15 protein-coding genes are annotated in these 20,949 nt (G+C 58.0%); 3 read left to right on the top strand and 12 right to left on the bottom strand.

All coding sequences use genetic code 11. The features are described from left to right. Positions 1–130: 130 nt before the first annotated feature. The 8 genes from MA07_RS10710 to MA07_RS10680 all read right to left on the bottom strand — a co-directional run bounded on the left by MA07_RS10710 (position 131) and on the right by MA07_RS10680 (position 11,568). Positions 131–3,289, bottom strand: a complete 3,159-nt coding sequence (locus MA07_RS10710; protein WP_036350326.1) for a DEAD/DEAH box helicase — start codon at positions 3,287–3,289, stop codon at positions 131–133. Further along, positions 3,286–3,948 carry a hypothetical protein gene (locus MA07_RS10705; RefSeq protein WP_152568825.1) on the bottom strand — a complete coding sequence of 221 codons (663 nt, stop codon included), beginning with the start codon at positions 3,946–3,948 and terminating at the stop codon, positions 3,286–3,288. Before MA07_RS10705 ends, MA07_RS10710 begins: the two co-directional genes overlap by 4 nt. A 338-nt stretch (positions 3,949–4,286) precedes the next feature. Then, entirely contained in the window at positions 4,287–4,700 is a 414-nt protein-coding gene (locus tag MA07_RS29605; protein WP_152568824.1) for a tyrosine-type recombinase/integrase, read from the bottom strand. Further along, positions 4,697–6,037: a DUF6538 domain-containing protein gene (locus MA07_RS10700; protein WP_152568823.1), complete on the bottom strand. Its 1,341-nt coding sequence runs from the start codon at positions 6,035–6,037 to the stop codon at positions 4,697–4,699. The genes MA07_RS29605 and MA07_RS10700 overlap by 4 nt, the downstream gene beginning before the upstream one ends. Positions 6,038–6,458: 421 nt before the next feature. Beyond that, positions 6,459–6,899: a hypothetical protein gene (locus MA07_RS10695; RefSeq protein ID WP_036350323.1), complete on the bottom strand. Its 441-nt coding sequence runs from the start codon at positions 6,897–6,899 to the stop codon at positions 6,459–6,461. A 95-nt stretch (positions 6,900–6,994) separates the two neighbouring features. After that, positions 6,995–8,089: an SWIM zinc finger family protein gene (locus MA07_RS10690; RefSeq protein WP_152568822.1), complete on the bottom strand. Its 1,095-nt coding sequence runs from the start codon at positions 8,087–8,089 to the stop codon at positions 6,995–6,997. A 5-nt stretch (positions 8,090–8,094) separates the two neighbouring features. Then, entirely contained in the window at positions 8,095–10,800 is a 2,706-nt protein-coding gene (locus MA07_RS10685; RefSeq protein ID WP_036350321.1) for a DEAD/DEAH box helicase, read from the bottom strand. Positions 10,801–11,001: 201 nt separating this feature from the next. Then, the gene (locus MA07_RS10680) at positions 11,002–11,568 is read right to left on the bottom strand and encodes a hypothetical protein (protein WP_152568821.1); all 567 of its coding nucleotides are present in this window, start codon (positions 11,566–11,568) and stop codon (positions 11,002–11,004) included. 520 nt (positions 11,569–12,088) lie between these two features. On the opposite strand from MA07_RS10680, the gene MA07_RS10675 reads away from it, so the two are divergent. Together MA07_RS10675 and MA07_RS10665 are read left to right on the top strand one after the other, a co-directional pair. Further along, positions 12,089–12,307, top strand: coding sequence for a hypothetical protein (locus MA07_RS10675; protein WP_036350316.1), 219 nt, complete (start codon positions 12,089–12,091; stop codon positions 12,305–12,307). 621 nt (positions 12,308–12,928) lie between these two features. Next, positions 12,929–13,330 (top strand): ribonuclease H, encoded by a 402-nt coding sequence (locus tag MA07_RS10665; protein ID WP_348270402.1) that lies wholly within the window; start codon positions 12,929–12,931, stop codon positions 13,328–13,330. A gap of 856 nt (positions 13,331–14,186) precedes the next feature. Here MA07_RS10665 and MA07_RS10660 read toward each other — a convergent pair. The 3 genes from MA07_RS10660 to MA07_RS27755 form a co-directional block, all read right to left on the bottom strand. Further along, positions 14,187–15,191 carry a PAN/Apple domain-containing protein gene (locus MA07_RS10660; RefSeq protein ID WP_036350313.1) on the bottom strand — a complete coding sequence of 335 codons (1,005 nt, stop codon included), beginning with the start codon at positions 15,189–15,191 and terminating at the stop codon, positions 14,187–14,189. Beyond that, complete coding sequence (locus MA07_RS10655; RefSeq protein WP_036350311.1) at positions 15,175–16,773, bottom strand: hypothetical protein; 1,599 nt, start codon at positions 16,771–16,773, stop codon at positions 15,175–15,177. The genes MA07_RS10660 and MA07_RS10655 overlap by 17 nt, the downstream gene beginning before the upstream one ends. 1,001 nt (positions 16,774–17,774) lie before the next feature. Next, positions 17,775–18,140: a DUF3572 domain-containing protein gene (locus tag MA07_RS27755; RefSeq protein ID WP_160195425.1), complete on the bottom strand. Its 366-nt coding sequence runs from the start codon at positions 18,138–18,140 to the stop codon at positions 17,775–17,777. A 553-nt stretch (positions 18,141–18,693) separates the two neighbouring features. On the opposite strand from MA07_RS27755, the gene MA07_RS10640 reads away from it, so the two are divergent. Then, positions 18,694–19,575, top strand: coding sequence for a hypothetical protein (locus MA07_RS10640; protein WP_036350307.1), 882 nt, complete (start codon positions 18,694–18,696; stop codon positions 19,573–19,575). 68 nt (positions 19,576–19,643) lie between these two features. Here MA07_RS10640 and MA07_RS10635 read toward each other — a convergent pair whose 3' ends face one another. Beyond that, the gene (locus tag MA07_RS10635; RefSeq protein ID WP_081928907.1) at positions 19,644–20,369 is read right to left on the bottom strand and encodes a metallophosphoesterase; all 726 of its coding nucleotides are present in this window, start codon (positions 20,367–20,369) and stop codon (positions 19,644–19,646) included. Positions 20,370–20,949 lie beyond the last annotated feature (580 nt).

The raw sequence follows: 20,949 nt of genomic DNA, 5'->3' as shown, positions 1-20,949 counted from the left end.
GCCCTCTTGGAACGTACGCCTCCTACTGCAGGCTTACACTATGAGACAATTTGAGGCCGTTAGAGGAGGCACTTCGCTTCTTCTGCTCATCTTTAGAGCACCTAAAGGTAGTTGATGTTCTGTAACAGTGTTAGCGATCACGCCCTTCAAGAATATTCCAAATGCGCTTGTAGTCCTGAGCTCTAGCACCAAATGCTTGCCGCCAGATCCCGTCATCTGGACTTTGGAGCCGAGTTCTTACGTCTTGTGGGCGCCCTTCCGCATCTGCGCCCAATACAGCTGCTAATGGCTGCGCAGCAGAACGTGGTACACCTAGGAGCCTGAGCCCCACAGCTGCATCACTATCGACACCATAATATACATATGCAGGTAAATTGCGGATGCGCTTTTGCTCATCATCACTCATTCCCTCAAAACGATCACCAAGGGTAAGTGATTGAAGCGCAGACAGCCCCCATGCAGCTGTTTGTATAAGCTTGCCATAAACGTTTCTACAGCATTCGGTTATTGCGTCAGTTTTGTTTGCCTGTGGATCATCAGGAAAAAAGTACTCCTGAGCTATGTGAGCTATGCTTTCCCCATGCACCCAATCTTTAACAACTCTAGCAAGAAGATCTCCGTCGCGGCCTCGTCCACCAGTGGCACTTTCGAGGTTCTCTCTTAGCTCGGGCACCTCAAGCAATACGCCCATTGCTTTACGCAATCCGCCGTCATTAGGGTTGAAAAGTCTGTCCGCATCCCAAAGGTCCTCAGTTAGCCTTTCCTCTGATATGCGTCGCATAGCAATACTCACGCTCTCCCACGAAAACCCAGTACTATCCACTAGCGCCAAAGGTTTTCCGCGAATTACGGATGCGTATCGTTGCACTGCTGATATGAGCAGATTGGCCGACCTAAGATCCTCACTTCTAAGTTTCTGGAAGCCTAAACTTCCGCGCAACACCTGCTCGACCTGATTGGCGAACTGGTCGTGGTCGTCTATTTGGCGATAAGTATGCGCAAGGTACTGAAGGAAATTCGACCATTCCTTCTTATAGAAGAGCTGGTTCAGCTCTATCTGACCAAAATTTCTTAGGACGTCCCTCACCATCTGGATTAGAGACGAGTTCAGGTCGGCAACGTTTCTGCGGACATAGCTTTCTAGAATGGCCGCCCGTTGATCATCGGTTGCAGCTAAAGCCACAATACCAGTACTGGCCTGATCAGCACGTCCAGCACGCCCAGCCAAGTTCCAGAAATCTTGCGGGGGCATATCCTCACCATAGGGATATTGATGCCCAGCGAGTACTACAGCGGATACCGGAAAGTTAACTCCTTGGGCGATGGTAGTTGTCGCTACGAGCATAGGTAAGCGCTCATTCTCGACTAGCCACTCCATCAAAGATCGAACATCTTCAGACAAACCAGAATGATGCACCCCAATCCCATAATCGAGGCACTCAAGTAACTCGAAGTCAGAACCCAGTTCGTCCTCAACAAATCTGCGAACGAGGGCAACGTCAGGAGAAGTCGCGTGTGTAGGAGTTTTGCCGCTTCTAAGTTGGCGAGCAATTGTCCATGTCCTTGGGACATTGTTGGCTACAACAATCACTGAGCCTCTGCTCTGCAAAGCATCAGCTGTCGCCGCAGCAACTTTGCTTTGTGAAAGCCGAACCTGTCCCCATGTCATATTGAGAGCGCGCCCAGACTGAACTGTAAACGCACCGGGAACATCAATCGTGTTCCTTGTTGTGTGGACGGTTTTTAGCTCAATGGAGTAGTCACCGCGCCTCGGCTGCCTTCGAGGTTGAGCCAACACTATGGCTCGATCATTCGGCTTCCAATCAAACTGGGCCGTGACGTCACGGTTGCTATCTGGCGACAGCCAGCGCGCAATCTCAGCCGCGTTAGGCACGAACGGTGTAAGCAACAAGAACTGAGAATTGCGACACTCGCGATTAATTGTGGCTAGCAACAGTTCTAAGCGCAGCCCGCGTTCACCCTGTCCCAAGTTGTGAGCTTCATCGACAACGACCAGTGTCAATGGGCGGCCAATTTTTGCCTCCCACCCACCTCTAAGAAGAAGATCAAGCTTTTCGGGCGTACCAACCAATACTCGAAAAGCCTTAGTAGGATCTTGATCCGTTAGGATCGCGAACTCCGCACTGTCCACTTCTAATGCTGGGCTAACCCGCTCAACACCAATTCCTAGAGGCTCAAAGTCGCGCCTCAGACGTGCACATACTTGGTTCACCAGCGCCCGTGTTGGAGCGATATACGCCACCCATCCCCGTTCTTGATCGAACTGATTAAGAGCTTGGAGAATTCTGAATTGCGCGATGAATGTCTTCCCACTCGATGTAGGCAGACTGACAACAACAGATCGGTATCCTGATCCTAACAGGCCTTGCTCTCGAAGCGCTACTCGCTGAGGTGGAAGCATCTCGAAGACAGGACGGAGCCGTTCTCGATCTGTGAGGCTCCGAACAAACCGTGTAACTCTGCTGTTCACAGCACGAGTGACCGTCCAAATACTATTCTCGACAAGCTGGATAGCCGCTCGCGCTAGCAGACGCGTTAAAGAGAAGAGCTCCGCAAGTTCTGCCCGCTCGCATGCCAGTCGGCTACGGTCGAACTGCGACTGCAGCTGTTCTCGAATGTCAAATGAACCCTGAACTGAGCCCTGGGACGTGTACACAGCCAGCAGTTCAGCGGCCTTGCTGAGGTGGTACAGCGCCACCAACTCCCAAGCAGCAGCGCGTGCATGTTCGCCTGACTGCTCAAGGAAGTTAGTTTCATAAATCTGCTGTTGCTGCCTCATCCCAACAACAAGCTCTTGCACACGGTCGAGGTCTTGCCACCCATCCTTTCGGATCAGGCAAAGCCACAGGTGCGTAGTAATGCTCCGAACACGCTTCCCCCAGTCTTCTTCGTCCGTTTGCACCTCCGGTATAGTTTTCTCTCGCAGATAACGAGCAACATCCGGACCACGATCAGCGAGAATGCCTAGGCATCCAGCTCGAAGGAGATGTTGCCTCGCTTGGGAGGCCTCTGGAGGTACAGCGATGACCCTCAAGATATCAAAGGCACGACCTGCCGTCCGTCGGAGATCTGCAATCCGATCTGTGTCGTCTAGTAGGTCAAAAATGGCGAGCTCAAGTGTCTCTGCTACAAAGACAAGATCAGGATCATCATGTTGCTCTGGATTGGCCTGGAGAGCCTGCGCCAAGAGATCTCGGCCAACCTCTGCCGTTGACCAACTTAGACGGTCCTCTCCAAGGGCTTCCTCAATCCACGCGATCGAACTCATGCTGCTGCACTCTTGATGATCGCTCCCCAGTCTTCAACGCTACGAGGCAAGTACCAGGCGTCGAGGCGGACCCTCATAACACCTTGCGTTACTCCAACCAATGCCTCGCCGCGAGAACGCAGATCATCTTCATTCACACCCGTGTCACGGAGCAATATTCCGGCGAGGGCAATGTCACGCCCTTTAGAGTGAATATACCGTGTGGCGGCCTCTTGGTAGAGTGGCTCAAATTCATTTCCTGTGCACCGTGCACGAAGCCACTTCAGCAACGAGAAATGTACACGAGTTGCATTAGCTAAGGTGTCAATCTGATGGACCAGCCCAGACCGGCCAAATAGTACGTTGGGTGGCGCCGATGTGTCAGAAGACGTTTTCACCTCGCCAAACAGGAACATAACATCATCGCCCGATTTCAGGAAACCAACTAGATCAGCTCCAGGTAGACTTGCGCCAGGGGTTTTTTGGTCTCGGTTCTCATTCCACGGCCAGACTACCCCCAGTTCGTCAGTTAGGAGGCATTCAGCGATCCCCTCTCCAATCTCCCAATTTAGCGGCTCCCTTCCAGAATTGAGCAGATTGCGGATCGTATCCGACGCCATATCCGTTGTAGCCAGGGCCTGAAGCTCCTCTTCGAAGTCGTGCTCGAATGCAGCATCCATAACCCGCGCCCGCACGGGTCCTTGCAGGAACAGGTCGAATTCCTGCGGATCCGTTAGCCGCATGCCCCGCCAGTGGATAATGGTCTGATCCGCGGGGTAGCAATGTTCACAGCTGAGGTTAAGGGGCATTCTGGAGCTACGGATATGAGGAACGAAATGGGAGTAAGTGCGAGGTAGGAGTTTGAAGCTGATTTGGGGGGCACCCGAAAATCAAGCGTCTTTGGCGACAGGCCACAGGATAATATTCTAATTCGCTCCTGGCGCAAGCTGCGACACCTTATGGAGAACAGCCTTCCCCGACCAAAGTCTTAGGAGAACAGACCTCAAACACGTGAGGTTTAGGTCGAGTACAGGTGCGTCAAATCCAGATCCGGGTACTCTATCCGCTTCATGTCCTCAAATTTGGCTCGTACTGACAAGCCCATTCCATACCTTTTGTCCTCTCCCGCTCCTTTCCAACCTCCCAGCTGCTGAGCAACTTCTTCTGCAACCCGTGCCTGCCGTAGTGCGTCACGCCAAGTGTGACGGAACGAGTGAAAAACGCCTTCGGGATCAGTGACGCCAATCCGGTGGCGGAAGGTATTAAAGCGCTTCTGGAAGGCACCAGACATATAGCCACGAACGTCTGGTCTCAGCTCAGGAAAAAGTTGGATGTGGTCTTGCCGCCGGATTTCATTAACATAGTAGATAAAGCCAATTTTAAGCAGTTCTGGATGTATTGGCACAACGCGACGAGCAGATCTGCTCTTCAATTTCTGCCATTCATATGTCTTCGGACGTGGATGACAGCAACCTCATCAATGACTTCGATATCAGACGTTGCGAGTTGGCAAATCTCATTCTGTCGAAGTCCGCTAAATAGGGCAATCAAAGGGATCCAGAAGCGTGAGCGCCGGGGCTTGTTGGACCCGGCCTTCCAGTAGTTTCGCCCATCATCCACACAGCCTGTATAAAGCGGGGCCGAGAATATCGTTCTGAGCTCCTCAGTAGTGAAAGAGCGACGACCATCTTCATCATCCTCGTGCGATTGCTTTATTATGAGGCCGCGGGCCGGAGACTGTCCGAGTTTTCCTTCCCTGACAGCCCAGTTAAAAATAGTGCTGATCTTCGTAAGGTGTGAGTTGACCGTTTTAGGCTTTAATCGCCTCTCGGTCTCTGGAGCCAATTTCGCAATCTCAACAAGGCTCTTCCCTGGATAACGTTTGGTGGCATCGCGAGGAATTGCCAGAAGAAGGCGCCGAACGTCTTTACAATCGTCGCGGGTTATCGCCTCGACCTGCTTTCTCGCGCCAATCACCTCAGTCAGCGCACGAAACACCATCCCGTAATCGAGCTCGGTTTTGTCTGTTCTTGCCCCTCGACCTGGATCGCTTCGAAAGTCATTGATCAACTGTGCAAGGTCGTATCCGCTACTGCTGACAGCGGGTCGGCTCGTTGGAAACGCCAGCCTCACCGGCCCGCCATTCACTAAGCGCCTCTTTTGCGCGTCGCTAAGGGCAATCCGGGCCTCTCGTACCAATCGATACAATTCTTCATGGCTATCTGCGCTGAGCTGAAAGGCAGGTATTCCGGCATTCGTTGCCGCCAGCGCGAAAGAGCCGACCTCTTTCCGCATGGGATAGCCCGCTGATGCCAAGACTTGGTTGAGGGTTATTTCCACAAGCTGCTCATGATCCTCAGCAAAAGGGGATTGCAGTCGCGCCTCTTCATCCTCCAGTTCTATAAGACGCTCTTGCTTTTCCTCCTTTGGCCAAGCAGGACGCTTTTCCGTTAGGATCCGGACCCGCTCTTGCTCCAGCCACCTTGAAACCAGTTGCTCCATCTCATCGGGGGTAAGGTCTATAGGGCGTCCCATCTGGCTCTGGAGTTCGGCTTCTGAGCGCCGGGCGGCTTGGGCCTGGAGTTCGTCCAGCCGCTTCTGAACCTCGCCCTGTTCGATCCGAAGCCGTTTTAGTGCCTCTTTGTAGTCCCCTGTCCGCAAGCTCTTGGTGATAAATTCTCTGCCCCACAGCTCGACGAGCTCAGAGGGCACACGGCGGCGGAAGTACCAGACGCCCTTACGCAGCATAAGATTGGGATGACGCGCCATATCCTCGTCGCCTCTGTGGGACAGATTTGTGTTTCAGCGCGATTGAGAAAGCTTTAGCATTCGAGAAACTTACCGGAAAGCAAAGCTTTCGCAAGTAAGTGGTGGGCCCGGCAGGACTCGAACCCCTGCATTCGCGACGAGAGAGGCCCCTCTCATGCCAGTTGAACTCTGCGCTTCGGTTGTTGCTGAATAAGGCGAACCTTTGTCTGCTGTTACCCGTATCGTTACCCGAAAGAGGATGCCCAGCAGGGCCGAAGGTACTAGAAGGTTACAGAACCCTTGCCAGATAAGGGTTTGGAGTGGTGAGCGCGCTGGGACTCGAACCCAGGACCCTCTGATTAAAAGACAGAGGTTCTCAATGAGGCTGGGGAACGGGTATTCGGATGTGATCCAGATTGGGAGCGTGCCTGCTGCCGGATGCCTATGCGGTCTCCTCAAGCGCCTTGCGGACGGCCGCCAGTGGCAGGCCAAAGTGCTTGGCGACTTGTGACGGCGCCACCCCCGCCAGAAGGGCAGCCCGCACCGCCTTGCGCTGCCCCTCCTGTAAGGGGGATGAGCTCTTGCCGGATCGTGAGGACTTGACCCGTTGTTTTAAGGGCTGCGGACTGAGGCGCTCAAGGGTTACGCTGGCGTTTCTGATCGCCGCCTTCAACTCAGGTCGGCTGCCCCTGCCCTCCTCCATCCGGCGCTGCACCTCCTCCAGAACTTGCCCAAGCTGCTGGGCCAGCTGAGCGTCGGACAGGCTTGCCAGCGCCGCCGGCTTGGCCGGAGCCGGTTCGGACAGAGGCGTCGGGATAGTCAGGGTGACTTCGAACAGGTCAGGGGTGCGGGGCGAAGATCGCTTGTGCGGCATGGGCTTCATATGGGCATTCGACCGCTCTGATCCAAGCTTGGAAGGAACTCGTCACACCGTGCTTAGAGACATCTTGGCGCTCCTGGTTCCGGTGGGTTGGGAGGTCATTTCCACCACTTCACGAACCCGTCCGGGGTCAGTTCTATCTCCGGCTTCGGCATGGTCCGCTTCCCTTTGCTTTTCACGATTTTGGGATCTTGGGCTCGCTTGGACGCCTTTCGGGTCGGGGAAGCGTCGAGAGGCCGAGCCTGCGCGATCGGCTCAGCAGAATGAGGCACCTTACTGGCCTTGCTGGTTTCACGGATCTGCCGTGCCGGCAGTACGATGTGCGTGTTGGCTGTTGGGGCGGCGGGTGCCGGATGGGGTCGAACGACGGCCTTGTGTCCCACAGCCTTTGTGCTGGTCCGCTTCTGGCCAGTTCGGGCCAATGGCTCGGGTGTGGCTGGCATAGCATCAGGGCTTGGGATAGCGTCTCCGGTCTCTGCCATGTCCAAGCCGAACAAGGCCGAGATGTCGTCCGTCTCCAGGATCTTACCGATATCGAGCGGCCGATTGGAGATTGGCAGCGCCGTATCGAGATTGGCGACCAGATCCTTCTCGTCGACCGCACGCAGCCGAAACAGAAGCTCGGGTGCCTCATCAAGCCGGGCGCCGACGCCGTACAGGACCGCAGCGACGTGCTTGCACATGAGAGCTCCGTCCGGGCAGGTGCACGAGAACCGGATGTCCGAGGGCTTCGGGAACAGGCCCCGGTCCTGGCAGCAGAGCCGCTCCATCACTCCCTTGGAAAACCGGCCCTGCAGTAGTTCGACCAGGGAATCGATGCCACCGGCGCAACCAGCGCAGATCGACCGCCACGCCGCCGGCGCCAATGCCGTGATGCTGATGGACACCCTGTAGATCGATGATCCACTGACCACCGCCTTGATCTCCAGCGCCGAGATCTGAAGATCGATCACCGCACCATTGCGGACATAGATGCGGCCGCGCGGCAAGCGGTTGTCGAAATCGCGATAACTCTCCAGGTTTTCGCACCACGCCTTGCCCCAGAAGGTCCGGGCGATGGTACGCCCCTCGAGGATGACGGGAGCGACCGGGTGTCCCTTCTTGCGCAGCTTCTCCATCTCACGCGCGGCCTGCTTCCGACGCTCCGCAACCGGAACGTACGGGGGCCATCCTCCATCGAACCAAGGGGCCATCCGCCTCACTCCGCCATGACCGACTTCAGATCAAGGGTCACCATCCGCAGCAGATCCTCGTCCTTCATCTCGGTCAGATTGATTTCGTCTCCCTGGGCCAGCAGATCGTCCGACAGGCCCTTCTTCGCCTCGATCAGCCCATCAATCTTCTCCTCCACTGTACCCTGGCAGACGAACTTGTGGACCAGCACGTTGTTCTTCTGGCCAATGCGGAAGGCCCGGTCAGTGGCCTGGTTCTCCACTGCCGGGTTCCACCACCGATCGAAGTGGACGACGTGAGACGCCGCAGTCAGCGTCAGCCCCGAGCCACCTGCCTTCAACGACAGAACGAAGAACGGCACGGTCTCGTTCTCCTGGAAGGTCTGAACCAGCGCCTTGCGGTGCTTGACCGGGGTGTCGCCGTGCAGAACCAGCCCGGGTCGGCCGAAGATCCCGCCCAGATACGCCGCCAGGGGCGCCGTCATCTCGCGGAACTGGGTGAAGACCAGCATCTTCTCCTGGCGGGCGGCGACCACCTCGGCGATCTCGCGCAGGCGGGCCCACTTGCCGCTGTCGGCTTCAGCCCACCTGCCGTCATTAAGCCACTGCGAGGGATGATTGCAGATCTGCTTCAGCCGCATCAGTGTGGCCAGTACGAGCCCTTTGCGCCGGATCCCGTCGGCATCCTGCAATGTTGTGGCCAGCCCCGTCACCGTCTCGGCATAAAGGGCCGCTTGCTTGCGGCTTAACGGGCACAGCGCCTTGACCTCCGTCTTGTCCGGCAGGTCGGTGATGACAGCCTTGTCGGTTTTCATCCGGCGCAGGATGTAAGGCCGGACCAGATCGCGCAGTGGGCCATAAGGATTGTGCGGCCGCTCGGCCAGGGCCTTGGTGGTGCGGCCGAACTCCTTTGCGCTGCCGAGCAGGCCAGGATTGATGAAGTCGAAGATTGACCACAGGTCGCCGAGATGGTTTTCCACCGGCGTTCCGGTCAGGGCGATCCGGGCTTCAGCCTGCAGGGCCTTGGCCGCCCGGGTCTGCTTGGCATTGGGGTTCTTGATCGCCTGCGCCTCGTCCAGCACCACGAAGTGCCAGGACGTTTGGCCCAGCACCGGCAGGCGCAGCAGCGAGCTGTAGCTCGTGATCACCAGATCCAAGCCGGACAATCCGTCCACCGTCACCTGCTTAATGTCTTCGGCCTGCATCGCCGAGGGATGAACGATCCTCGCGTTCAGTCCGGGGGCGAAGCGCTCGATCTCCGCCGCCCAGTTGGCCAGCAGCGAAGCCGGAGCGACCAGCAGACTCGGCTTGCCCGCGGCTCTCGTCCGCTTCTGGATCAGCAGCAGCGCCAAAACCTGGATCGTCTTGCCGAGCCCCATGTCGTCAGCCAAGCAGGCCCCAAGCCCAAGCTTGCTCAGGAGATGGAGCCATTCGACGCCGGCTTGCTGGTAGGGGCGCAAGCGTCCCTTCAGAGCTGGGCCCGGATCAACACCAGCACCGTTGGGGTTGCGCAGCGCCCTCAACGTCTCGGTCAGCCACGCTCCGGCCGTGATCTGCGACCAGTCTGCAATGGCGGCAGGCTCGTCGTCCCCGGTAGCCTCAGTGCCGGCCAACAGGCGCATGGCCTCGGCAAAGGTCAGCCCCTCCTGTTCGGCGAGGTCCTGCACCTCCTTGAAGCGGCGCATCGCGCGTTCCAGACGCGGACGATCGACTTCTACCCATTGGCCCCGCAGCAGCACCAGCGTCTCGGTGCCAGCGAGCAATGCGGCCATTTCCTCAGGTGTGAGCTGCTCACCCTCCAGGGTCACGTCCATGTGGAAGTCGATCAGGGCGTCAAGACCTGTCCCGGATGGTGGACGGGCGCCAACCGTGGCAGTCACCTGCGGGCGCGATGGCCGGCCCGCGCGCCAGTGTGCGGGCAGGCGCACGACCACACCGGCGCTTTCCAGGTCGGGCACGCTGTCCAGAAGCCGTGCGGCCTCGGCTGGGCTCCAGCGCAAGGGATGAAAGATCTCCCCGGCATCGACCATGGCCTTGAGCCAGCCAAAGTGCTCCGCCGCCCGCTGCACGGGCGCCAGCAGCGACAACAGCTTGTCCCGATCGGCGCCGCCGGCGTATTCGCGCAAGGCTTGACCGAGCGGCACATGCTGGGCCCTTGCCTGGGCTGACAGGCGCGTGGTGTAGGTGGCCAGGAAGGCAAAGGGCCATTCCGGGTCGCGGCGGTTCTCGGCCAGATTGAAGTGGACGCGGCCGATCAGGTTCCAGGCCGGGTTCAGCGTCTTGAGGAAAGCCTGCAGATCAGTTCCGGCAGCTATGAACGACGCGGTAAACGCGGTGCTGAGATCGGCCCATAGCCCAAGCAGGATATCAGCGGTCAGGTATTCTGCCCCCGGCATCATCGGGGCAGTCAGCACAAGGGTTGCGAGTTCGGCCTCGTCCGGCGGGGCCATGGCGGACAGGAAAGCGGCGGACGGCCCCTCTCTGCCCCCACCAGACCCATGAAGGCAGACTGCCTCCACATAGCGTACGGCAAAACCGCGCCACCAGATGAAGGCTGGTGGTAAGGATTGGCCGATCTCGCCCGCGCCAAGCTGCAACAACCCATACCCGGGACTACGGCCAAAAGCCTCGGTCAGCCGTACCGCCACTGTGTCATCCAGGATGGGCGCGTCGTCTGCTTCCTCGAGCAGGAGGTGCCCACGCGGGGTGAGACGCAACTGCATCCGGGGCATGATGGCTGAGCGAGCTCCGAAACGATTCAATTCGCGCTGTCCGTTCTACAAAAACCACAGGAGCCAGTGAACCCGGCTGAGGGCCCTTCACAAGAAGCACAAGAACCTGACGGGCAGTTGGCGCCGCTGAGAAGGGCATGGCACCATGGCTCACAGGAATGCGCCACATATGCTCATGCTCTCCGCCTGTCGCACGAGGCTTCACCCTGTCGCGCCATGATCGTCCTGTCCCGCTGCCGGTGTCTCGGAGGCACGTCGCAGGATCCCGCGTCGCCGATCAAAAAGGAGCATGATTTTATCTGGTGCCAGCGCGTCCGGCCAGAAGGTAAAGCCGGCGTGCTGCTGCAGGAACGGATCCCGTCCGCATTCCGGGACCAGGCATTCCCGCTTGCCCTTCGGGCACTGCGAGAAGGGGCAGAGCCGGCCGCAATAGGCGTTCGCCTCTCCTTGCAGAATGAAGATCTCGACCTGATGGTGAGCCACCCCGATTTGCCGTTCCTTGAACAGCTGATGGAGGGCGACGCTGCGAGCCCGGTTGAGGGTGTGGAGCCGGTTCAGGCGATCGAGCCACACCGCCAGATCGACATCCTTGCATTCGTGCCAAATTGGGATGCCCCAGTGTCGGAACGGCTCAAACCGCGGCACCTCCCGCCACAACGGCCGGGCAGCCGAGCCGATTAATGTTACCGCCTCGACATCAGGCACGTCGGCGAGCGCTGCCGTGACTACATCAGCTGCCAAGCGAAACTGCGCCTGCCGGTCCAGCATCTGGCAGTTCTGCACGGCAATCTCGCGGCGTGTGGGTCGCCTCATGGTCAAACCCGTTCCAATCGAGCGTCAAAACGGAGAATGGAGACCGATCCCAGCCGGGTCAAAGATCGAGCTCTTGCCCCCTAATCTGCCCCGCTTATCCCAAAAGCCACGCTTGCTTCCCTCAGGATAAGCCTTCGATTTTACTGGATTTAATTACTCCAGGGGAAGATATTTAGGAAATGGCTACGGTCTGATGGTTGGATAAACGTCATATTGCTCGGCTATATCGTGAACTGCTTCATCAGAGATCTGATCACAGGCACCTATGCAGGCCTCTCGTTGCCAGACGAACTGCTAAAGTCCTTGTTTTCAAAGAATTTTTGGCCGCTGCGGGAAAGCCCTGCCCTCCCCGGCTGGTTAACGAAATGGCTTGAAATACGTCTTCAAACGATCCATTGCAGCGACAGACCCATAGAATCCCAACGGTGGCTGGGGCAAGTCTAGTGAAGTCTGGGCAGATACCGAGGAAGAAGGGATGATCGCCGAGCCTCAGGATCTTGAGTACGGAGGACCTGAATGGTCCGAGCAGCTCAAGTGTGCAATCCGGGAGGCCATCGCCGAGGCTGTCGCGGAGCATCACAGAAAAGGTATTCCTGTGTACTTCACGGACGATGCGGGCTGCTTGTGTGTGATGATGCCGGACGGCCATGAGCGCCGGCTTACCGATGGCGAGATTGAGGCTCTCACGCGGTGACCGCTTGCTGGATCCTCTTGCGTTTCGATCTGGCCGAGACCTCGTCGTCAACCGCACTCCGTGTTAAAAATGTGATAGGTGTCAGGAGGCGTCAGTGAGTGACGAGCAGGAGCTAACCCCAGTCCAAGCGGCCGAGATCCTTCGGATTGCCCCATCGCTAGTTATGCACTGGATGGACGTTGGTGACTTACCGTACCGAGACATCGGCACGCGACGGTGCACGACAATGCAGACAGTCTTGGCACTGAAAGCAACGCTGGATGAGCGGCAGAACGCTCTCGAAGCCTTGGCGGAGGAAACTGAGGACCTGATGCGCAATTATGAGCTGTAGACTAATCGTGCTGCAGTTCCCGCCAAGGCGGCATGGGGCGAGCAAGGCGCTATATAAGCTTAGATACCCGAAGCTGTTCGACCCCAACATCCTTGGTCCCAACGATGTCGGCGTACGCGGAACATTGGGTCTTCCGAGAGCCGAAGACCTCTTAGGCTGTAGGGTGATCTCGCGGTCGACAACAAACTTCTTGTCAAAAGCCTTATTATGCGAAATTATTTAGCCGACTAACACTCTTGAGCGCTAGAACAGGGTTGGCGCAGTGAAAACGTCACCATGCTACCGGCTTTATTGCAGGCCAAGAGCAGGTCATCGTGGGACGCGACCGCTCCACGACTAACAACACGATGGAAATAACGGCAGCCATCAAGGCGCTTGAGGCTGTACCTCAGGGTCTACCCATCATGATACATAGCGACAGCCAGTATGTTATCAAAGGAGCGACCCAATGGCTCCGGGGATGGAAAGCCAAAGGCTGGCGTAAGGCAGATGGGAAACCTGTGCTGAACCAGGAACTCTGGCTGCAGATGGATGCTGCCATGGTTGGCCGGATGATCACCTGGAAGTGGGTGAAGGGCCATGCCGGCCACCCTGAGAATGAGCGGGTGGATCGGCTGGCCAACTGGGAAGCTGTGAGGGCCGCGGCGGGAGCCGGCACAGACCCCACGCCAATTGAAGCGGCTAAGGCCTGAGCAAGACACCTGAAGCAGGCGGTCCCGTCCACAGGCTCGTTTACCGAACCAGCAATGATAGCTGAGCCGTTCAGATGCGGTTCACGGGTGTCGCCCGACCCTCCTTGTTAGTGCTGGACGATGCTTGCCGGCGTCGCCAGCGAACACAGGGAGGCTCTTATGCTGAGCTGGTCCAGACGAGTAAGCCCCGCTGCTACTGTGATCGCCGTGGCAACATTGCTCGGCGGGTGCGTGACCGGTACCGATGTTTCCTACAGCGAGTATCAGTATGACCGCTATGGCGGGACTGAGCGCACCTATGAGCGTAACTTCTACGCAGATCCGTCCCGTGGTATCGAGAGCGAGAGGTGCCGAACCGTTGTCAGACGGCGCATCGACAGCTTCGGAGAAGAGGTTGTTAGACGGGATCGCGTTTGCGGCTCTACAGGTGAGATAGAAACCGCAGAGCCTTGGGAGCGCCGAGCGCCTCACCACAACCGCTATCCCAGTCCAGTTGAGCCGCTACCAGAGGACGTTCCATACGTCGATTGAACAGCAGTCGACCAAGTGAGCCATTTGGGGAGAGCTTCAGCCGTGGGAACCAGACATTAACCTTGGCCGTCCACTCGGTGAGTATCTGGGCGCGTTGCGTATCTGCCCAAGGTGGTGCGCTCAGGCACCACAGCGCCCTAGCCGAGGTCGCCCCCTCCCCGGCTGGGGCGTTTCTGCTTCTGGGTCGATTCCAGTTTGAAAGCGCATGAAGCTGGCAAGCATGCGGACATTCACATTAAGCCTGTTGACCACCTGACCAGACGAAAGTGCCGCCAGAGAGTTTCGCACGGCACCACATAGGTCTGTCGATTAACACCGATCCGGCCTAGCGCCACTCCCCGCTGGTAACACCGGCGGTCGGCGCAGTCTTCTTCATGCCGGAGAAAGCGCCAACAAACCGCTGGGCTTCGCCTACACGATCCTTGAGGAAGCACCACCGGGCGGTCTTATTGTAGGTGTACGCCCTGCATTGAGCCTCAGATCGGCACAGTGATGTACAAAGCTCCAATGGCACTTCTTTCTCGACTCGGTAGTCACCACCTGGGATGTCGAATTCGTCCGCTGCGACAAATTCTTGTTGCGGCTGTGTCTGCAGTACAGTGGGAGCTGGCAATTGGGGCTGTGACACAGGCGGGAGCGGCTTTGGTCCTTTCGCGCTCGGCGGAACCTGAAGGTCTACCACACTGAATTCTTTGTCGTCCCAGGGGCATTGAGAGGCAAGGTTCAAGGCATCGTTGATGTCCAACCCGGCATGCTGCATCGTCGCCAGATTGGCGGTCGGAGCGATCGGTTTGGCGGCTGGCGTCACACGGTTTGCCAGTTCGACTTTCACCTCGACCCCGTTGACCTCTGTCATCGTGTAGCACCATGCGTGCTTCCAGGATGGATCTGCTTCGTTGTCGAAGTGATGACCTGCACTGACAGTCCATTTCCTGCCCAGAAGGTCAACCTGCCGATTGGCGAACTTGGTGAAGTTTGTCGTTACGATCTCGGGTTGCGACGGAGGTTGGTCCGGTCTAGGCGCGGAGATGTTTTCCGGACGCAAAGAAGGGCTCGGCGGCTGTGGTGTCGGATCAGGCCGAACCTCAGCATGGATTTGAGGCTCACGACCCGCAAAAGTCAAATTCCGGTCGAGGGCAAACTTGATTCCAAGGCCAAGGCCGATCGCGACCAGTGCTATAGCTGCCCCTGACGCGATGCGCCGGATGGCAACGGCCTTGTTGGTCCTCTCAAGCGCTTCCGCCTGGGCCTGCAGCGCCGGAATTGAAGCACGGAGCAGAACCTGCTCGATGGCTTTCTCGAGCAGTGAAGTGTCATGCCGCACTTGCATTGGGGGTGCCCTTAAACTTTACCCGAACAAGGTCTGCGATTTCAGCTGGCAAGTCCTGCTGAAGAGACCTGCGAACGGCCTCCGGATCGTCGGTCAGGATCGGAACGTAGAGAACCTCCTTGATGATCTTCTCGACAGGAACCTCGACGCGCTTCTCCACTTCCTTCTCGACCGGAACCTCAACCGGTACTTGAACCTTCCGGGTGCGCTTGAAACGCCACCGGATGAGCCACCGGCGCAGATAGTCGGAGAGGGTTCGGGTTCCCCGCGTCTCCCGGACTTCTGCCGAGCGCTGCAGGCCGAGAGCCACGATGGCCGTCAGAGGTCCCGCAAAGGCCGCCAGAGCACCGAGCGACCCAAACCAGACGACGGAGATGAAGCCGGCCTCCTCCACACTCACAGCCTCTGGATTCTTGCCATAGAACCTCCCTGCCAGGCGCCGGATCTGATCGTTACGGGAAGTAACGACGCGCTCCTTTTCAAGAACGGTGAGTTCATTCTGCAGCTGGGAGACCCTCGTCCGAAGACGGTCAGCCTCAGCGGTGTTTTGGGCTGCTTTCTGCTGGGCATCCTGCAACTGGGAGAGGGTTAGGTTGCGACGGTCTTGCCACGTTGTCTGGAGGCCCCGTACCTCCTGTTCGAGCACGTTCTGGCGCTCGACGAGGCGACTACGGGCTTGTTTTTCAGCATCAGTCTCGCTGTTCTCCAAGGCAACCTGCTGATCCCGCAGGCCACGTAGGTCGCTCTGGAGCCTTTGCTCTTCCAAACCAAAACGTTCGCGGATGGCCGGGAGAGGATTTCTCAGCCGTGCCAGCTCGTCCTCCAACCGGCGGACCGTCGCCAAATCACCCTTCTCGCGGGCTGCTTCGATGCGCTTTGTAAAACTATCTCTCTGCCGCTCAAACGGCTCGAGCTGGATGCGGATTTCATTGTCCCGTCGCTCGATGAGCTGCTTGAACTCCATGTCCTTCGCCGCAATCTGTCGGGCGAGCGATGCGTACTGAGGGTTCTGCATCTTCAGGTTTTCAATCTGGCTTTGAATTTGCTGGATCTCTCCCTGTTTCCGCTGGACTTCAGAAGCCTCCATCTCATTCAGCTTATCGACCTCTGCCTTAACGTCGGCGACATGGCTTGCAGCCGCGAGGTTGATCAGTGATTTTTCGGTGTTCTGCAGATCGATTTGCGCTGTATTCTTCCGAGCCTGAATTTCCTCGTATTGAATCTGCCGTTGGGTAGAGGCCCGCTCTAACCCAAGGAACACCGTCTCGAAGGTGATAAGTGCCAGAAGGCAGAGGGCGATCGCAAGAACCGGCTTCCAGATCCACCTAACGGAAAACAGTAGCGTCGCGATTGGAATCTTGGTCAACTCAGCCAAAGCGACCATGAAGAACGGGGCGCTGGCTAGGGCCAGATCCAAGCCACTGACGGACAACTCGGTACCGACGCTGGCACTATAAGCCTGATAACCGAGCGCAAGACCTGTCGCTAATCCGATTGAGGCGGCAACGATCTCAAGCGCCCACGCCACACGGTAGGTCCACTGACCGTAGACCGCCAGTTTCGCATTAAACGCTGATACCATTCATGCCCCCATTCCGAACGGAATATCATCATCCGGAAAAGCTTAACCATCTCGGCGGAGCTTAACAGAACTCTGAATGTTGGTTGGAGAAGCATTAGGATCTTGGTTAAGCAGGCGGCCAGATGAATCGTCCTGCTCGTGCTGAACGGGGAAGCTCAGGACAGGATGCCACTACCGCTTCCTGTGTGCGTGGATATGCTGCAAGGGTTCAGCTGCGTGTAACCTTGAAAGCACAGTTTCCCTGCAAGACATCACCTCCCTTAGGAATGTTGTTGTCCGGCGAACACCCTCCGCTTTAGCGTTGAATGTGAGCTCTTGAACAACGTCTTATTCTAACCAAGAGCCAACTTTTGGGGCATTATGCGCATTTCTCTCCTTGCACTGATCGCGGGCACCCTGTCGTTGGGCGCTTGCGCAACAGTTACCCGTGGCACAACTGAACAAATTACATTCGACTCCGAGCCGCCGGCCGCCATGCGGACGTCAACGGGCCTGACCTGCCCGACGACGCCCTGCACTCTTCAAGTCGACCGGAAGTCGGAGTTTGTCGCAACCTTTTCCAAAGAGGGTTACGCGAGCCAAGACGTGGCGGTCCAGACGCGGGTTGCGGGTGGTGGAGCGGCAGGCTTTGCAGGCAACATTCTCGTCGGTGGCATCATAGGAATGGGCGTTGACGCTGCGACAGGTTCGACCTTGGAGCACTATCCCAATCCAGTCACCGTCAGTCTCGCCCCACTTGCCGTTTCTTCGCGGTATAGGAGCCGCAAGCCTGCAACTCAACGTGGACCAGTCAAAGAAGTCGCTCCACCGACATCCTGACTTTCAGGTTGCGCGACGAAGGGAGCCTCGGCCGCGAGCCGAGGCTTTTTCTTGCTTTGGGACGTAACCGTCATTGGGTTTGAGCATTACCCCGAATGGGAGCCGGCACTCCAATCCTGGCTTTCCGGAGCGGGAGGCCTCCTCATCAACTTGGCAACGGCGGGTGAGGAGGCCTTTCCCCTCTAGTGGAACAGGTTACGCCTCGGCAGTTGAGGGGCTGCGTCGACCTTCTTATCCTTATCGAGCGGCTTCATCTCGGGTTCCGGCGACAGATGCACGATAGCTGCCAGGATGGCGGCTGGCCGGATTTTCAGCTCCTCATCGATCGCCTTCAGCAGTTCATCGTCCTTCGCCACATACTCGAGGACACCCAGCAGGAAATGCGATGATGTCGCCGATGTGCGGATGGTCTCGGGCTGGAGACCGGTGACATTCAGAAACTGGATGATCCGATCGACGTCTGCGACAATAAAGTTCAGCACTTGGATGGCGACACTCTCAGCGTCGCCTCGGCCAGTAATAGTCCTCCCCTGGAATGTCTCGCTCATGTCCGCCTCCGTCGCTTCCGCCGATACCTTGATATATAATGCTGACGATCCCAGCGCAGGCATCCTGAACTGTCACTTCTATCGCGAATGGCAACCGCTCCGGCGTGGCCGGCTAGGCCCAACTGATTGGAATTTGGCAGATTCGGTGGTAATCCACTGCCCATCCTTACAACTTCATTCCAGGTCGAGAGGCGGAGACAGTGTGTCTTTCCCGCCCCAAAGACCGCCTTCCAACGATCAGGATTATTGCAATGCCCGGCATCGCACGTCAGTTCGAGCCGCAAATTACCCGTACCGGGGGTGCCCCTTCCAAGTACCGTTTCACCGCCCGGTGTTCCGGGTGCCCCAAAACAGACACTTACGAGGCCGGCAGGCCTGCCGGTGATGAGCTCGTCAAAGGTTACTTCAAGGAGCGCGGCTGGCTTCTCGGCCGCGACCGGGCCTATGATCTGTGTTCGGCTTGCCTGGCAAAACCCCGAGAGGCTCAGCAGCCTCAGCTGTCCAATGACGCAGGCCCCAAAGGTCGCCAGAGGCGGCCAAGCCTTCAGGTGGCGTGAGCGCCCCAGCGGACAAGCGGTCTTGGGATACGGCTGATATCCTGGCCCGCCACCTGGGCAAGCCTGAAGCGCTCGCTGCGGAGGTCTTCCGTCCCAAGCCCGTGCAGTCCCCTCGCCCCTTTGCTCCGGAGGCGCTCCCGCAGACCGCATCAGCCCCTGCCCTGTCACGCGAGGTGGAACAGGCTCTGACGGGAATGGCCGCAGAACTGAAGGACCTTCGCTCGACCATGGAGCTCATGGCGGAGCAGATGGTCAAACTGGTGGCTCTCGGCGGCCAGCAGATCGAGGCTATCGCGCGGATTGCACCCCTGATAGTTCAATCGGCTGACGAGATTGCCGGCGGCCTGCGGGAGGTTGTAAGCGCAATCCAGTCTATCCCGAGCGCCTCCCCTCCTGAGCCAGAGCCGTCCAAGACCAAAGAGCCGCTCACGCGCGAGGCAGAACCTGTCGAGCAGCAGGATCCTGAACCCGGCTCAGAGCCAGAACCTCGGAAGGCCTCCAGAGCAAAAGAGAGCTCGAGGACGGGCCAGCGTTCGACAAAAACCGAGACTCAAGTTCGTCAGACCAGCTCCGCGGCCATTGTGGTGAAGTCGATCCCCGATGCCAAGCGTTCGGACCGGTTCTACACGTCCATTCGCCTGCCGCGGGATCTGTGGCACCAAGCCGGATTCGGTCCAGACGACCGTCTCCTGCTGGACTGGAGCGGGAAGACCCTAACCATCGAGCGTGTGACTGAGGGGGGCGTCAAGCCAAAGGCTGTTGGGAGCACCACTGTGGTCCTCCAGTCCTGGAAGCTCGGGAACCTCAACCTTGACCAGCCGAGGGTCACCGGCGCTGGCGGATCGCTGCGGCTGACGGGAGGACGTCAGCAGGCGTGAGGCTTGGTCGCCAGTGCTGCGCGCGAGCCTCAGATCATAGCTTCCAGAGGCCATTGGTTCGGCATACCTCAAGACGGGAGCTCGACAACCTTGATCCCGACACGCCGGCGGTTTCGGGTCATCGGATAGCCCAGAGGGTTGCAGACAACCCGCATCTGATGATTCCCAGCCGGCACCAGATAGTCGAACGGGGTGTGGACGTGGCCATGGATCCAGAGCCGGGTTCTTGGAAAGCGCTCCGGATCGAGGTTGTTAACGAAGAACGCATTGAGAGCATCCCCCTGGAAGTCAGGATGGATCGACCCGGGAAAAGGACCATGATGTGAGACGATCACATCAGCCTTGGCCTGCTCGAGGAAGGCGAGCTGCGCCAGGTGCAGGTCGTTCCACGTGTCGACCGTCACGCCCTGGATCTTCACGAAGTCCGGGAAGCAAGCAGCCTCGCGCTGCCCGGCCTCATCCAGATAGGTCCAGAGCGTTGCCACGGCGAACCGGATCCCGCCAATCATGATCAGATCGCCCAAGCCCTTCGGAAAGGAGCCGCCATAGTAATCGTGGTTGCCGTTGACGTGAATCACGGGCAAGCCGAGTTCATCTTCAATTGTCCTTAGGACCTGACTGCGGATCTCAGGATTAGGATGTGTGTCACCGGCGATCACCATGACATCGGCGTCGATCTCACGGGGAAGCGAGAGGCTGCCATAGACCTGGAACATTCCAGGCGGTGTCCCCAGCGGAGATGGGTTTTTGCGCTCCTCAAGGTGGAGATCGGAAATCAGCGCAATCCTGGTCAATGGTGCTTCCTTGGCTCAGTTGTGCTCCTATAACATCGGCACAGTTCCGTGCGGCCACCCTCCAGGCCGCCTTCCTGTCAAACGCTAGCATTATGCGAACTGATATCTAGCTGGAGTGAGTTCTATTCTGACGTGCGAAAGCCGTTTCAGAGTAAGGTGTCGCACAAGGATCCTTTATAGCCCCGCCCTCAACTCTCCGTGGCTGGTTCGGCCTCACGTGGACTGTTGAGAACCAATCGGCTGAGGACCTGTAGCATAGGCCGGTGTTTGACCCCTTGCTGGCGTCCACGATCACAATTCGCCACCTTCCTGTCCAGACGCGTCGACCGTCTCAGGAGCCCTCTTGCGCCCTGAACAAGCTATCGCGCTGGATCGTGAGCTCCAGGGTGACCTCGGCGGAATGCTTGCCGAGGACCAGCAGTTGGGGTGAAAATATTTGTGCGAATATAATGCATCTGGTCCGTGCGCCGGCACATCGTCGAGCCGGTTGAGAGACCAACTCACGGCAGAACTAATCCAGCCGAAGAGGGCTCACCCGCCCTCACCTGCGAGGCACACAAAATACGAGAGAACGAGGTCG

The organism is Microvirga sp. BSC39 (assembly GCF_000739015.1).
Lineage (GTDB): Bacteria > Pseudomonadota > Alphaproteobacteria > Rhizobiales > Beijerinckiaceae > Microvirga.
This window is presented reverse-complemented; position numbering and strand designations above follow the sequence as displayed.

Coding starts and splice junctions, on each gene's coding strand:
- MA07_RS10710 (WP_036350326.1), bottom strand. CDS start 3,289: ATGAGTTCGATCGCGTGGATTGAGGAAGCCCTTGGAGAGGACCGTCTA.
- MA07_RS10705 (WP_152568825.1), bottom strand. CDS start 3,948: ATGGATGCTGCATTCGAGCACGACTTCGAAGAGGAGCTTCAGGCCCTG.
- MA07_RS10700 (WP_152568823.1), bottom strand. CDS start 6,037: ATGGCGCGTCATCCCAATCTTATGCTGCGTAAGGGCGTCTGGTACTTC.
- MA07_RS10695 (WP_036350323.1), bottom strand. CDS start 6,899: ATGAAGCCCATGCCGCACAAGCGATCTTCGCCCCGCACCCCTGACCTG.
- MA07_RS10690 (WP_152568822.1), bottom strand. CDS start 8,089: ATGGCCCCTTGGTTCGATGGAGGATGGCCCCCGTACGTTCCGGTTGCG.
- MA07_RS10685 (WP_036350321.1), bottom strand. CDS start 10,800: ATGCCCCGGATGCAGTTGCGTCTCACCCCGCGTGGGCACCTCCTGCTC.
- MA07_RS10680 (WP_152568821.1), bottom strand. CDS start 11,568: ATGCTGGACCGGCAGGCGCAGTTTCGCTTGGCAGCTGATGTAGTCACG.
- MA07_RS10675 (WP_036350316.1), top strand. CDS start 12,089: ATGATCGCCGAGCCTCAGGATCTTGAGTACGGAGGACCTGAATGGTCC.
- MA07_RS10660 (WP_036350313.1), bottom strand. CDS start 15,191: ATGCAAGTGCGGCATGACACTTCACTGCTCGAGAAAGCCATCGAGCAG.
- MA07_RS10655 (WP_036350311.1), bottom strand. CDS start 16,773: ATGGTATCAGCGTTTAATGCGAAACTGGCGGTCTACGGTCAGTGGACC.
- MA07_RS27755 (WP_160195425.1), bottom strand. CDS start 18,140: ATGAGCGAGACATTCCAGGGGAGGACTATTACTGGCCGAGGCGACGCT.